We start from the raw sequence: 14,265 nt of genomic DNA, 5'->3' as shown, positions 1-14,265 counted from the left end.
AGCAGGGAGGTCGGCGGACGACCATGCACGTCACGCATCTTTCGCTGGCCGACTTCCGCTCGTACGCCCGGGCCGAGGTCCCGCTCGACCCGGGCGTCACCGCCTTCGTCGGCCCCAACGGGCAGGGCAAGACCAACCTCGTGGAGGCGGTCGGCTATCTGGCGACTCTCGGCAGCCACCGGGTCGCCTCGGACGCGCCCCTGGTGCGCATGGGCGCCGAGCGGGCGGTCGTGCGGGCGCAGGTCCGGCAGGGCGAGCGGCAGCAGCTGGTCGAGCTGGAGCTGAACCCGGGCAGGGCCAACCGGGCCCGCATCAACCGGTCCTCGCAGGTCAAGCCGCGGGACGTGCTGGGGATCGTACGGACCGTGCTGTTCGCGCCCGAGGACCTCGCCCTCGTCAAGGGCGATCCGGGCGAGCGGCGGCGGTTCCTGGACGAGCTGGTCACCGCGCGGTCGCCGCGGATGGCGGGGGTGCGCTCCGACTACGAGCGGGTGCTCAAGCAGCGCAACACCCTGCTGAAGACGGCCGCGCTGGCGCGCCGGCACGGCGGGCGGTCCATGGACATGTCCACGCTCGACGTGTGGGACCAGCATCTCGCGCGCGCGGGTGCCGAGCTGCTCGCCCAGCGGTTGGATCTGGTCGCCGCGCTGCAGCCGCTCGCCGACAAGGCGTACGAGCAGCTGGCCCCCGGGGGCGGGCCGGTCGGGCTGGAGTACAGGCCGTCGGCTCCCGGTGAGGCGCACACGCGCGAGGAGCTGTACGCCCAGCTCATGGCGGCGCTGACCGAGGTCCGCAAGCAGGAGATCGAGCGGGGTGTCACCCTCGTCGGCCCGCACCGGGACGATCTGGTCCTCAAGCTGGGCCAGCTGCCCGCGAAGGGGTACGCCTCGCACGGGGAGTCCTGGTCGTACGCCCTCGCCCTGCGGCTGGCCTCCTACGACCTGCTGCGTGCCGAGGGCAACGAGCCGGTGCTGATCCTGGACGACGTCTTCGCCGAGCTGGACGCCCGCCGCCGGGAACGGCTGGCGGAGCTGGTCGCGCCCGGCGAGCAGGTGCTGGTCACCGCTGCCGTGGACGACGACGTACCGCACGTGCTGGCCGGTGCCCGGTACGCGGTGGCGGACGGGGCGGTGGAACGCGTATGAGCGCACGGGAACCGAAGAAGGACGCCGAGCCCTCCGGGGTCGACCTCGCGCGCGTGGCGTTGCGCGCCGCGAGGGAGCAGGCACGCGCGCGCGGGGACGCGGCGCGGCAGAAGAAGCAGGCGCGGCGGGGCGGCGGTCTGCGTTCCGGCGCGCGGGCCGACGGGCGCGATCCGATGGCGCTGGGCTCGGCGATCAACCGGCTGATCACCGAGCGCGGCTGGGAGACGCCGGCCGCGGTCGGCGGGGTGATGGGCCGCTGGCCGGAGATCGTCGGCGAGGACCTGGCCAAGCACTGCGTGCCGCAGCGGTACGACGAGGACGAGCGGGTGCTGACCGTGCAGTGCGACTCGACGGCCTGGGCGACCCAGCTGCGGGTGCTCGCGCCGACGCTCGTGGCGCGGATCAACGAGGACCTCGGGCACGGCAGCGTACGGATCATCAAGGTGCTCAATCCGGGCGGCCAGCCCCGTCGCTACGGCCCGCTGCGGGCTCCGGGGAGCACCGGACCCGGCGATACCTACGGGTGATCTACCTCACGTCGGAACGCCGTCCCGGCGGTCCCGCGTACCCGCGCGCGGCGGTGTGGATCACTGCCGTACGGCGCCCGGACGGGCCGCGGAGCGCCATCTGACCCCCGAGTAGCCAAGGGTTGACGGCTCAAAGCTCTGAGTGCCGCTGTGAGCCGCTTGGAGCCCCCATCCGTATATCGGGACCCGGCCGAGACCGGTTGAGGGCGGCACATGGGGGCTCAGGTGCCCGCAAACCCCCATCGATGTCAGTGCTACCGGTAGACTGGAAGACAATCCCGCCCCAACGTGGGGACCGCCCGGGAAAAGCTGAGCAACGCTGATCAAGGCTTACCAACGCAACATGCCGCAGCCGCTCCGGCAACCTGCCGACGAGCCCGGCTCGTGCTGTGCCAGAAAGGGCGCTTCGTGGCCGATTCCGGCAACCCCAACGAGAACATCCCGTCCACCGACGCCGGCGTGAACGCCGAGGCCGCGGTCTCCGCGTCCTACGACGCCAGCGCCATCACCGTGCTCGAAGGGCTGGACGCGGTCCGCAAGCGGCCCGGCATGTACATCGGCTCCACGGGCGAGCGCGGTCTGCACCACCTGGTGTACGAGGTCGTCGACAACTCGGTCGACGAGGCGCTGGCCGGTTACGCGGACACCATCGACGTGACGATCCTCGCCGACGGCGGGGTGCGCGTCGTCGACAACGGCCGTGGCATCCCGGTGGGCATCGTGCCCTCCGAGGGCAAGCCGGCCCTCGAGGTCGTGCTGACCGTGCTGCACGCGGGCGGCAAGTTCGGCGGCGGCGGGTACGCCGTCTCCGGCGGTCTGCACGGTGTCGGTGTGTCCGTCGTGAACGCCCTGTCGAGCAAGGTCTCCGTCGAGGTGAAGACGGACGGCCACCGCTGGACGCAGGACTACAAGATGGGCGTCCCCACGGCGCCGCTGGCCAAGCACGAGGCGACCGACGAGACCGGCACCTCGGTGACCTTCTGGGCCGACGCGGAGATCTTCGAGACCACCGAGTACTCCTTCGAGACGCTGTCCCGGCGCTTCCAGGAGATGGCGTTCCTCAACAAGGGCCTGACGATCAAGCTCACCGACGAGCGTGAGTCGGCGAAGGCGGTCGCCGGCGCGGACGAGGCGGGCGCGGACGAGAAGGCCGAGGTCAAGACCGTCACGTACCACTACGAGGGCGGCATCGTCGACTTCGTGAAGTACCTCAACTCCCGCAAGGGAGAGGCGGTCCACCCCACCGTCGTGGCGCTGGAGGCCGAGGACAGGGACAAGAGCCTGTCCCTCGAGGTCGCCATGCAGTGGAACAGCGGCTACAGCGAGGGCGTGTACTCCTTCGCGAACATCATCCACACGCACGAGGGCGGTACGCACGAGGAGGGCTTCCGCGCGGCCCTCACGAGCCTGATCAACAAGTACGCGCGCGACAAGAAGCTGCTGCGCGAGAAGGACGACAACCTCACCGGTGACGACATCCGTGAGGGTCTGACCGCGATCATCTCGGTCAAGCTGAGCGAGCCGCAGTTCGAGGGCCAGACGAAGACCAAGCTGGGCAACACGGAGGCCAAGACCTTCGTGCAGAAGGCGGTCTACGAGCACCTCAACGACTGGCTGGACCGCAACCCGGTCGAGGCCGCGGACATCATCCGCAAGGGCATCCAGGCGGCCACCGCGCGCGTGGCGGCGCGGAAGGCGCGCGACCTGACCCGGCGCAAGGGCCTGCTGGAGTCGGCGTCCCTGCCGGGCAAGCTGTCCGACTGCCAGTCGAACGACCCCACCAAGTGCGAGATCTTCATCGTCGAGGGTGACTCCGCCGGCGGCTCGGCCAAGTCCGGCCGCAACCCGCAGTACCAGGCGATCCTCCCGATCCGCGGCAAGATCCTGAACGTCGAGAAGGCCCGGATCGACAAGATCCTGCAGAACCAGGAGATCCAGGCGCTGATCTCGGCCTTCGGCACGGGTGTGCACGAGGACTTCGACATCGAGAAGCTCCGCTATCACAAGATCATCCTGATGGCGGACGCCGACGTCGACGGCCAGCACATCAGCACGCTGCTGCTGACCTTCCTGTTCCGCTTCATGCGGCCCCTGGTCGAGGCCGGGCACGTGTACCTGTCCCGTCCCCCGCTGTACAAGATCAAGTGGGGCCGGGACGACGTCGAGTACGCCTACTCCGACCGCGAGCGTGACGCTCTGATCGAGATGGGCCGGCAGCGCGGCAAGCGGGTGCGCGAGGACTCGATCCAGCGCTTCAAGGGCCTCGGCGAGATGAACGCCGAGGAGCTGCGCGTGACCACGATGGACCAGGAGCACCGGGTCCTCGGCCAGGTCACCCTCGACGACGCCGCCCAGGCCGACGACCTGTTCTCGGTCCTCATGGGCGAGGACGTCGAGGCCCGCCGCGCGTTCATCCAGCGCAACGCCAAGGACGTCCGCTTCCTCGACATCTGAGTCGGTCTCAGCTGACCGCACCAGGAAGGATCTTCACCAGCAATGGCCGACGAGAACACTCCCGTCACCCCGGAAGAGGGCGGCGAAATCGTGATGCGTGTCGAGCCCGTCGGGCTCGAGACGGAGATGCAGCGCTCGTACCTGGACTACGCGATGTCCGTCATCGTGTCCCGTGCGCTGCCGGACGTCCGTGACGGTCTCAAGCCCGTCCACCGCCGCGTGCTGTACGCGATGTACGACGGCGGCTACCGCCCCGAGCGCGGTTTCTACAAGTGCGCCCGCGTCGTCGGCGACGTCATGGGCAACTACCACCCGCACGGTGACTCCTCCATCTACGACGCCCTGGTGCGCCTCGCCCAGCCGTGGTCGATGCGGATGCCGCTGGTGGACTCCAACGGCAACTTCGGCTCCCCGGGCAACGACCCGGCGGCGGCGATGCGCTACACCGAGTGCAAGATGGCGCCGCTGTCGATGGAGATGGTCCGGGACATCGACGAGGAGACCGTCGACTTCACGGACAACTACGACGGCCGCTCCCAGGAGCCGACCGTCCTGCCGGCCCGCTTCCCGAACCTGCTGATCAACGGCTCGGCCGGTATCGCGGTCGGCATGGCCACCAACATCCCGCCGCACAACCTGCGCGAGGTCGCGGCCGGCGCCCAGTGGTACCTGGAGAACCCGGACGTCTCGCACGAGGAGCTGCTGGACGCGCTCATGGAGCGCATCAAGGGCCCCGACTTCCCGACCGGCGCGCTCGTCGTGGGCCGCAAGGGCATCGAGGAGGCGTACCGCACCGGGCGCGGCTCCATCACCATGCGGGCCGTGGTGGAGGTCGAGGAGATCCAGGGCCGCCAGTGCCTGGTGGTCACCGAGCTGCCGTACCAGGTGAACCCGGACAACCTCGCGCAGAAGATCGCCGACCTGGTGAAGGACGGCAAGATCGGCGGCATCGCGGACGTCCGTGACGAGACGTCGTCCCGTACCGGTCAGCGCCTGGTGATCGTCCTCAAGCGGGACGCCGTCGCCAAGGTCGTGCTGAACAACCTGTACAAGCACACCGACCTGCAGACGAACTTCGGCGCCAACATGCTGGCGCTGGTCGACGGCGTACCGCGCACGCTGTCGCTGGACGCGTTCATCCGGCACTGGGTGACGCACCAGATCGAGGTCATCGTCCGCCGGACCCGGTTCCGGCTGCGCAAGGCCGAGGAGCGGGCGCACATCCTGCGCGGTCTGCTGAAGGCGCTGGACGCGATCGACGAGGTCATCGCGCTGATCCGGCGCAGTGACACCGTCGACGTCGCGCGTACGGGCCTGATGGAGCTGCTGGAGATCGACGAGATCCAGGCCAACGCGATCCTGGAGATGCAGCTGCGCCGGCTGGCGGCCCTGGAGCGGCAGAAGATCGTCCAGGAGCACGACGAACTCCAGGCGAAGATCAACCAGTACAACCAGATCCTCGCCTCGCCGGTCCGCCAGCGCGGGATCGTCAGCGAGGAGCTGGCCGCGATCGTTGAGAAGTACGGCGACGACCGCCAGACCAAGCTGATCCCGTACGAGGGTGACATGTCCATCGAGGACCTGATCGCCGAGGAGGACATCGTCGTCACCGTCACGCGCGGCGGTTACGTCAAGCGGACGAAGACGGACGACTACCGGGCGCAGAAGCGCGGCGGCAAGGGCGTGCGGGGCGCGAAGCTGAAGGAGGACGACATCGTCGACCACTTCTTCGTGTCCACCACGCACCACTGGCTGCTGTTCTTCACGAACAAGGGCCGGGTGTACCGGGCGAAGGCGTACGAGCTGCCCGAGGCCGGCCGGGACGCGCGCGGCCAGCACGTGGCGAACCTGCTCGCCTTCCAGCCGGACGAGGCGATCGCCGAGATCCTGGCCATCCGGGACTACGAGGCGGCGCCGTACCTGGTGCTGGCCACCAAGTCCGGTCTGGTCAAGAAGACGCCACTGAAGGATTACGATTCGCCCCGCTCCGGTGGCGTCATCGCGATCAACCTGCGGGAGCGCGAGGACGGTTCGGACGACGAGCTGATCGGCGCCGAGCTGGTCTCGGCCGACGACGACCTGCTGCTGATCAGCAGGAAGGCGCAGTCGATCCGGTTCACCGCCTCGGACGACTCCCTGCGTCCGATGGGCCGTGCCACCTCCGGTGTCAAGGGGATGAGTTTCCGGGAGGGCGACGAGCTCCTCTCGATGAATGTGGTGCGACCCGGTACGTTCGTGTTCACTGCCACCGACGGTGGGTACGCGAAGCGGACCGCCGTCGACGAGTACCGCGTCCAGGGTCGCGGCGGCCTCGGCATCAAGGCCGCCAAGATCGTGGAGGACCGTGGTTCGCTCGTCGGCGCGCTGATTGTCGAGGAGAACGACGAGATCCTCGCCATCACCCTCTCCGGCGGTGTGATTCGTACGCGAGTCAGCGGGGTCAGGGAGACGGGCCGTGACACCATGGGTGTCCAACTGATCAACCTGGGCAAGCGCGATGCCGTCGTCGGTATCGCACGTAACGCCGAGGCCGGGCGCGAGGCGGAGGAAGTCGACGGCGACGTGGCCGTGGACGAGACCGCCGAGGGTCCCGCGACCACCGGCACGGACGAGGGTGAGGCACCCTCGGCCGAGTAGCACGAGGAGTGAGTCATCGTGAGCGGAGCCACGGGCGCCGGATCGGCCGGTACCTCCACGGGTACGGAAACGGACGGCGGCGGCCGTGGCTCCGCCGCGCGTGCGGGGAGTGCGAGCGATCCGCACACGACCAACCTGAAGCCGGTGAAGGCTTCCGTGACGGAGTCCTCCGGCACGCAGGAATCCCAGCAGGAGTCCCAGGGGGGAACTGTGACGGACACCCGAGGTGCGGGCGCGGCCGGTGAGGCGCGGCCGGCGTCGCCGCTGCCCGGCGAGCGGCGCTCGGAGCAGCCCGACGGGCCCTACCACCCGCCGCAGGCCTATCCGGCGCAGGCCCCCGCGGGTGCGATGCGCAAGCCGCGTACGGGGGTGCGGACGGCGCCGCGGACCCGCAAGGCGCGGCTGCGGGTGGCCAAGGCCGACCCGTGGTCGGTGATGAAGGTCAGCTTCCTGCTCTCCATCGCGTTCGGTATCTGCACGATCGTCGCCTCGGCGGTGCTGTGGATGGTCATGGACGCGATGGGCGTGTTCTCCACGGTGGGCGGCACGATCTCGGAGGCGACCGGTTCGAACGAGGCGAACGGCTTCGACCTCCAGGCGTTCCTGTCCCTCCCCCACGTGCTGACGTTCACGACGATCATCGCGGTCATCGACGTCGTCCTGGCCACGGCCCTCGCGACCCTCGGCGCGTTCATCTACAACCTCTCCGCGGGCTTCGTCGGCGGTATCGAGCTGACCCTCGCGGAGGACGAGTGACCGCCGGACCAGCGGCGTTCTGACGGTCCCCGACAACCGATTTTGGGACTGACGCGGTCGTGCGCTAATCTTCAGGAGTCAGCGCGCGGGACATACACCGCAGAGCGCGGCGGGGCTATAGCTCAGTTGGTTAGAGCGCATCCCTGATAAGGATGAGGCCACAGGTTCAAATCCTGTTAGCCCCACCAGCACGAAGACCCCCGGTCCAACAGGACCGGGGGTCTTCGGCATGCGCCGGGCTCGTTGCCGGGTGGCGTCCAGCGCTTGATGACTTCGGCGGGGATCGGGGGGCTCACGTGTATCCGGAAGTGGTCGGCGAAGAGGGTGAGCTCTGTCGTTGTCGTCATGGCGGCACAGTGCCATGCGGCACCGACAGGGAGGCCGAGGTGACCCGCAGACGGAGAACCCGGCCGCTGGCGACGGGGGATGCACCAGCGACCGGGCTATGGCCAAGGGTAACAAGGTTGTCGGTTCCGTGGGGCCAAGTCCGGGGCGAATCAGGGATGTTGGCCGATCATCGACCGCACGGGGGGTCGTAGGAGAGGCGGGAGAGGTACTCGTGCCACCGGTGCGGGGTGAGGACGCCCCGGGTGACCGAGCAGATGTGCCGGATGGCCGCGTCGGCGTCCAGGCTCCACAGACGGACGGTGTCGCTGCCGCTGGAGACGCCGAGGACGTGGCTGTTCGGGCTGAAGGAGAGGAAGGCGCCGGTCTTGGCGTTGGGGCTCATCGACTGGCCGATCCCGGTCGCCGAGTCCGGCTCGGTGACGTTCCACAGGCGCACCGTGTTGTCGTTGCCGCCGCTGGCCAGGGTGCGGCCGTCGGCGCTGAACGTCACGGACGTGACCGCCTCGGTGTGGCCGGTGAGCGGGTCGCCCAGCGCGCTCGCGGAGGCGGGGGCGGTGACGTCCCACAGGCGGACCGTGTCGTCGTCGCTGCCGCTGGCCAGCGTGTGCCCGTCCGGGCTGAAGGCGAGCGCGTTGACCGGCCCGGAGTGTTCCGGGAGCGGCGTGCCGAGCGGGACCGCGTGCCCGGGGTCGGTCACCTTCCACAGCCGGATCGTGCCGTCCGCGCTGCCGCTGGCGAGCGTGCGGCCGTCCGGGCTGAAGGCGAGGGCGTTGACGTAGCCCCGGTGGCCGGTGAGCGGCTTGCCGAGCGGGACGGCGTGCGCGGGGTCGGTGACGTTCCACAGCTGGATGGTGCGGTCGTCGTAGGCGGTGGCCAGGGTGCGGCCGTCGGGGCTGTAGGCCAGCGCGTCGGGGCCCATGAAGCGGGTGCGCAGGGGCAGCGGCGGGCCGGCGGAGACGGGGTGGGCGGGGTCGGTGACGTTCCACAGGTGGACCGCGCGGACACCGGTGAGGACGGCGAGGGTGCGGCCGTCGGGGGAGAACACCAGGGAGCGCTGGTCGCCGTCGGCGTGCATGAACGGCTTGCCGAGCGGCACGGGCCGGCCGGGCCGGGACACGTTCCACAGCCGGAGCCGGCCGTCCCGGGCGGCGGTGGCCAGAACCCGCCCGTCCGGGCGGAACGCCCCGCTGCGGCCGAGCATGTCCGAGGCAGGCACCGACCACAGGCGCACCTTGCCGTCGCCGCTGCCGGTGGCGAGGGTGCGGCCGTCCCGGCTGAAACCGAGCGCGTACATCTCGCCGCTGCTGCCCGCGAGCGGCTCGCCGATCTGGGACGGGGAGGCCGGATCGCTGACGTTCCACAGGCTCGCCGTGCTGTCGGCGCTCGCGGCGGCCAGCCGGCCGCCGTCGGGGCTGAACGCCACGGACCAGATCGGGCCGGTGTGGCCGGTCAGCGGCGCGCCGATCGCCGCCGCGCGGGCGGGGCGGGTGACGTCCCACAGCCGGATGGTGTCGTCCGCGCTGCCGCTGGCGAGGGTGTGCCCGTCGGGGCTGAAGGTCACCGAGTGCACCAGGTCGGTGTGCCCGCGCAGGATCCGCACCACCGCCGGCCGGCGTGGCGCGGTGACGTCCCACAGCCGGACCGTGTCGTCGTCGCCGCCGGTCGCGAGCGTCCGCCCGTCCGGGGCGAACGCCACGGAGCGCACCGCGGCGGAGTGCCCGCGCAGCGTGGCCAGCGGGGCCGGCCGGTGCCGGTCGGTGACGTCCCACAGCCGGACGGTGCGGTCCTCGCCGGCCGTGGCCAGGGTTCGGCCGTCCGGGCTGAAGGCGACCAGGTAGATGGTGCCGGTGTGACCGGTGAGCGGTGTGCCGAGCGGTGCGGGGCGGGCGGGGTCGGTGACGTCCCACAGCCGGACGGTGCCGTCGTCGCCCGCGGTGGCCAGGGTGCGGCCGTCCGGGCTGAAGACGGCGCTGCTCACCCAGCTGGCGTGGCCGGTGAGCGGCTTGCCGAGCGGGGCCGGGCGGTGGGGGTCGGTGACGTTCCACAGCCGGACAGTGCGGTCGTAGCCGGCCGTGGCCAGGGTGCGGCCGTCGGGGCTGAACGAGGTGAGGTAGACGGCACCGGTGTGGCCGGACAGCGAGGTGGCCAGCGGTGCGTTCACGATGGAGATCAGGCGGCTGTAGGTGCCCTCGTCGCCGGGGCGCAGCTGGTGCGCGACCAGGTCGAGCTGGGCGGCCAGCGACGGATCGGTGTGCTGCACCCGGTCGGCCTCGGCGAGCACCTGCGCGAACACGGCGTCGTCGCGCTGCTTGGAGGCGATCACCGCGGAACCGCCGGCGAGCAGGGCCAGCACCACCAGTGCCGCCACCGCGGCCCGGCTCAGCCACACCGAGCGCTTGCGCAGCCGTACCGAGGCGGCCAGGAACTCCACCGCGCTGCGGGTCAGGAAGGTGTCCCCGGCCGACCGGGCCCAGCTGCGGGCCTGTTCCAGCCGGGAACCCCGGTACAGCAGGGAGCTGTCGCGGCCCGAGTCCTCCCAGGCCCGGCCGTCCTCCTCCAGCCGCTGGCGCAGCAGATGGTCGCCGCGGCCCTCGTCGATCCAGTGCCGCAGCCGGGGCCAGGCGTGCAGCAGCGCCTCGTGGGTGATCTCCACGGTGTCGGCGTCCAGGGTGACCAGCCGGGCCTGCACCAGGGCCTCCAGCGACTCCTCCGTCTTGCCGGGGTCCGCGGACTCCTGCGCCAGCTGCCGCCGGGTGCCGCGCCGCCGGGTGGCCTGGGTGTCCTCGCCCAGCCGGACGAGTCGCAGCAGCAGCAGCCGGGCGGCGGTACGGGCCGCCGGGTCCAGACCGGACCAGGCGCGCTCGGCGGTCGCGGCGACCGCGCCCTGGATGCCGCCCGCCGCGCGGTAGCCGGCCAGCGTCAGCTTCCCGGCCTTGCGGCGCTGCCAGGTGGCCAGCAGCGCGTGCGACAGCAGCGGGAGCACGCCCGCGTCGTGCGCGCCGCGCGGGCCGTCGGCGCTGACCTCGCGCACGATCAGCTCGGCGAGCCCCGGTTCCAGCTCCAGACCCACCGCCTTGGCCGGACCGGTCACCGCCTCGCGCAGTTCGGTGCCGGTCAGCGGGCCGAGCACCATGTGCCGGTGCTGCAGCGCGTCGGCGAGTTCCGGATAGCGGAGGCACTGCTCGTAGAAGTCGGCGCGGATGCCGAGGACGACCTGGACGGGGGCGGGACCGGCGGAGCCGGCGGGCGGGGTGCAGGCGGTGTGCAGGAACTGGATGAACGTACGGCGGTCCGCCTCGTCGGCGCAGAGGGTGAACGCCTCCTCGAACTGGTCCACGATGACGACCGGCCGGGCGTCCGGGCCCCCGTCGTGGGCCGCCCAGACCGCGACCGCCTCGCGCACGGCCCGGGCGAGGTGCGGGGCGCCGCTGCCGGGCAGCGCGGGGTTCTCCGAGGCCTTCCGCTCGGCCCGGCGGGCGACGGCGGCGATCCCGGCCAGCTCCGGGATGCGGCGGACCAGTTCTCCGAGCGGATCGGCACCGGGGACGAGCTGGAGGACCCGCCGGGGCAGGTCGGCCGCGTCCGCCGCCGGGCCGTCCGGGGCGCCGTTGCGGACCGCGGGGACCAGGCCGGCGTTCAGCAGGGAGGACTTGCCCGCTCCGGAGGCGCCGACCAGCATCACCAGGCCGCCCGACCGCTCGGCCGCGCGGAGCTGGTCGACCAGGGCGTTCGTGCTGCGTTCGCGGCCGAAGAACCACCGGGCGTCCTCGCGCCGGTAGGGGGCGAGACCGCGGTACGGGCAGACGCCGCCGGAGACCGGCGGGGCCTGGGCCGGTGGCCGCCGGTTCCGTTCCGCGGGCGGGGCGGGCCGCTCGCCGGTGGGACCGGTCAGGGCCAGCTCCCACAGCCGCTGCCAGTGGGCGAGGTCGTACAGGCCGGTGGAGACCGGGGCGGGCCGCAGGCGCCGCGCCTCCGGGATCAGGATCTGCAGCACCGCGGCGAGGGCGGCGAACTGCGCCGGCACGTTCCGGGCCCGGCGCCAGTCGCTGATCCGCTGCGCCGACACCCGTACGGGCCGGCCGCGCTCGTCGACCCGCTGCAGCCGTACGACCGCCTCGGCGACGCTCTTGAGGGGAGGGTTTCCGGCCTCCTTGTACAGCAGCGCCAGGCGCTCGGCGAAGGCTGTGCGTGCCCCTGAGTCGGAACTCAAGGTCCCACCCCTCACTTTCCCCCGCGTGTCGGACGTCCGGACCGGAAAACTCACCTTATACGGCTGACCTGCGGCGGAGGGGCGGACCGGAGACCGGAACCTCCTTATGCGGGGCCTCAGATGGCAGGATCCGAACCCGGTAGCGGACCCGTCACACACCGTCCGGACAGGCCACCGGCCCGGTGCTCGGAGAGACAGCCCATGGTGCCGAACGTTCTCAGCCGAAATCGCTCAATTCCTGCCGCGCCCGGCGGGTGAGCCCGCGTGCGCCCCGGACAGCGTCCGGCCGCCCCCTGTACCTCGACCCGTGCCGCACCGCCGACATGGCGCGGGTCGACGGCCCGGCACCGTCCGGCACCGGTCCCCACGAGGGGAGGGACCGGTGCCGGACGTGGCGGGAACGACCCCGTACACCCCTGGTCATCTGACGGTCTGTCAGTTACGGTCGCCCCGCCGGTCCTTTCCTTCCCGAAGGGGTGAGGTCTCCCATGGACAAGCAGCGTCCCCGGTGCCCGCGGCCGTCCGGAGAACCCCGCTGGGTCGCGATGTTCCACGAGCCGGCCCGCGGCACCTGGACGGTGGGCGCCGAGTCCCCGTACCGGGAGCCGGTGCTGTACGCCGTCGGCGACATGACCCGGACCGTGCGGGCGCGCGGGGCCGAGGCGGCCGTCGCGCTCTGGGGGCCCGGGGACGGCGGCTGGCGCCGCTACGACGCCCCGTCCGGCCCGCCGCCCCCCGCCCCCGCGCCGGAGCGGTCCGCGACCGGCTCCCCGGAACCGTCCCGGCTGGCCGAGCGGATGACGGACCGCCGCCACCAGGTGCTCATGGCCGGGCTGAGCAAGGCGGGCCTGTACGACCTGGGCCCGGAGGACGGCGAGGCGGTCCGTGTGCTCGCCGAGCGGCTCGACGAGCCGACGGTCCGCCGGGTCGCCCACTGGCTCTCGGCCGCGGGCGGCCCGCGGTAACCCGGCGGTCCGGTTCGACGGGGGTGCGGCCGGGCAGTGACGTCCTGAGGACAGCCGCCCACGCGTGGAGGACGCATGAAGGTCTCCGTCGACCGCTCCCGGTGCTACGGCTCCGCCGAGTGCGCCTACCGGGCGCCGGCCGTGTTCGCGTTCGAGGACGGGTACGGCGTCGTACGGCCCGGCGCCGCGGAGGCGGCCGGGGACCCGCGGGTGCGGGAGGCGGTCCGCGAGGCGGCCGAGAAGTGCCCCTCGCAGGCGGTCCTCCTCGCCGGGCAGGAGCCGGTCAGCGGGTAGGGGCCGGCGGACAGGACCAGCCGAGGGCGGCCAGCGCCCTGGCCCGGGCCTCGGCGACCGCCGTGCGGGCCGCGCGTTCGGCCGGGTCGGTGTGCGCGGGCCGGCCCGTGACCTGGCCCTCCCACTTGCGGTACAGCAGTCCGGCCTCGGCGGTGAACCAGCCGCGGCTCACCGCGTCCAGCGCCAGCAGCAGACCGGTGTCCTCCGAGGCGGGCAGCGCCATCCAGCCGCCCAGGGCGATGAGCAGCTCCCTGCGGACGCACAGGCTCGCCGGGTGGACCGGGGCGCGGAAGTCGTTCCGCTTCCACCGGTCGAGGACGGTGCCGCGCTCGATCGGGCCGTCGTCGGGATCACCGGGGAAGCCGGCCGTGGAACCGTCGGGCAGCAGGTCCAGGACGCGGGACGTCGTCCAGCCGACGGTCGGGTCGGCCTCCAGCACGGCCACGTCCCGGGCCAGCGCGCCCGGGGTGAGCTGGTCGTCGGCGTCCAGCACCTTGACGTAGGCGCCCTCGACGCGCGCCAGCGCGATGGTCCGGGCGACCCCGGGGCCGCCCGGCCGGCCCTGGCGGAAGGACACCCGGGCGTCGTCCGGGACGTGCGGGCGGACCTCCCCGGTCGTGCCGTCCTGCTGCACGACCCAGTCCCACTCCCAGCCCGTGGGCAGCCGCTGCGCGCACAGGGACGCGTACGCGTCCGGCAGGAACCGGGCGGACGGGCCGTGGACAGCGGTGACTACGGTGACGCGCCGGTTCACGGCAGCGCTCACCACCTTTCCGGGTCGTACGTCGGTGGTCTACGAGGTTCTCCGAGCATGTCGTACCGGTGGGCCGGAACGCGCGAGACCCCCGGCCGGATCCGGCCGGGGGTCTTTCCGTGTCGACTGGTGCGTACGCAAGTCGCCGTGCGGTCGAGACGTTGCGGTACTGCGG

At 72.1% G+C, this 14,265-nt stretch carries 9 protein-coding genes and 1 tRNA gene; 8 read left to right on the top strand and 2 right to left on the bottom strand.

Annotated features, from left to right (window positions below):
* Nucleotides 1-23: 23 nt before the first annotated feature.
* The 6 genes from recF (at nucleotide 24) to IG05_RS0119850 (ending at nucleotide 7,707) form a co-directional block, all read left to right on the top strand.
* The gene (recF, locus tag IG05_RS0119875) at nucleotides 24-1,145 is read left to right on the top strand and encodes a DNA replication/repair protein RecF (protein WP_030344350.1); all 1,122 of its coding nucleotides are present in this window, start codon (nucleotides 24-26) and stop codon (nucleotides 1,143-1,145) included.
* The gene (locus IG05_RS0119870; RefSeq protein ID WP_030344348.1) at nucleotides 1,142-1,672 is read left to right on the top strand and encodes a DUF721 domain-containing protein; all 531 of its coding nucleotides are present in this window, start codon (nucleotides 1,142-1,144) and stop codon (nucleotides 1,670-1,672) included. The genes recF and IG05_RS0119870 overlap by 4 nt, the downstream gene beginning before the upstream one ends.
* A gap of 384 nt (nucleotides 1,673-2,056) precedes the next feature.
* On the top strand, nucleotides 2,057-4,126 hold the full coding sequence (gene gyrB, locus IG05_RS0119865; RefSeq protein ID WP_030344346.1) for a DNA topoisomerase (ATP-hydrolyzing) subunit B: 2,070 nt from the start codon (nucleotides 2,057-2,059) through the stop codon (nucleotides 4,124-4,126).
* 42 nt (nucleotides 4,127-4,168) lie between these two features.
* Complete coding sequence (gene gyrA, locus IG05_RS0119860; protein WP_030344344.1) at nucleotides 4,169-6,763, top strand: DNA gyrase subunit A; 2,595 nt, start codon at nucleotides 4,169-4,171, stop codon at nucleotides 6,761-6,763.
* Between the two features lie 18 nt (nucleotides 6,764-6,781).
* Complete coding sequence (locus IG05_RS0119855) at nucleotides 6,782-7,519, top strand: DUF3566 domain-containing protein (RefSeq protein ID WP_030344343.1); 738 nt, start codon at nucleotides 6,782-6,784, stop codon at nucleotides 7,517-7,519.
* Nucleotides 7,520-7,630: 111 nt separating this feature from the next.
* Nucleotides 7,631-7,707, top strand: a tRNA-Ile gene (locus IG05_RS0119850).
* 326 nt (nucleotides 7,708-8,033) lie between these two features.
* On the opposite strand, the gene IG05_RS0119845 is transcribed toward IG05_RS0119850, so the two are convergent.
* Nucleotides 8,034-12,077: a WD40 repeat domain-containing protein gene (locus IG05_RS0119845; protein WP_030344341.1), complete on the bottom strand. Its 4,044-nt coding sequence runs from the start codon at nucleotides 12,075-12,077 to the stop codon at nucleotides 8,034-8,036.
* 488 nt (nucleotides 12,078-12,565) lie between these two features.
* Between IG05_RS0119845 and IG05_RS0119840 the strand changes: the two genes are divergently transcribed.
* Together IG05_RS0119840 and IG05_RS0119835 are read left to right on the top strand one after the other, a co-directional pair.
* Nucleotides 12,566-13,042, top strand: coding sequence for a hypothetical protein (locus tag IG05_RS0119840; protein WP_030344339.1), 477 nt, complete (start codon nucleotides 12,566-12,568; stop codon nucleotides 13,040-13,042).
* 75 nt (nucleotides 13,043-13,117) lie between these two features.
* Nucleotides 13,118-13,336 carry a ferredoxin gene (locus IG05_RS0119835; RefSeq protein WP_030344337.1) on the top strand — a complete coding sequence of 73 codons (219 nt, stop codon included), beginning with the start codon at nucleotides 13,118-13,120 and terminating at the stop codon, nucleotides 13,334-13,336.
* On the opposite strand, the gene IG05_RS0119830 is transcribed toward IG05_RS0119835, so the two are convergent.
* The gene (locus IG05_RS0119830) at nucleotides 13,326-14,102 is read right to left on the bottom strand and encodes a glycosyltransferase family 2 protein (RefSeq protein WP_420707609.1); all 777 of its coding nucleotides are present in this window, start codon (nucleotides 14,100-14,102) and stop codon (nucleotides 13,326-13,328) included. The genes IG05_RS0119835 and IG05_RS0119830 overlap by 11 nt on opposite strands.
* Nucleotides 14,103-14,265 lie beyond the last annotated feature (163 nt).

The sequence above is a fragment of the Streptomyces sp. NRRL S-1022 genome (genome assembly GCF_000720135.1).
Lineage (GTDB): Bacteria > Actinomycetota > Actinomycetes > Streptomycetales > Streptomycetaceae > Streptomyces.
This window is presented reverse-complemented; position numbering and strand designations above follow the sequence as displayed.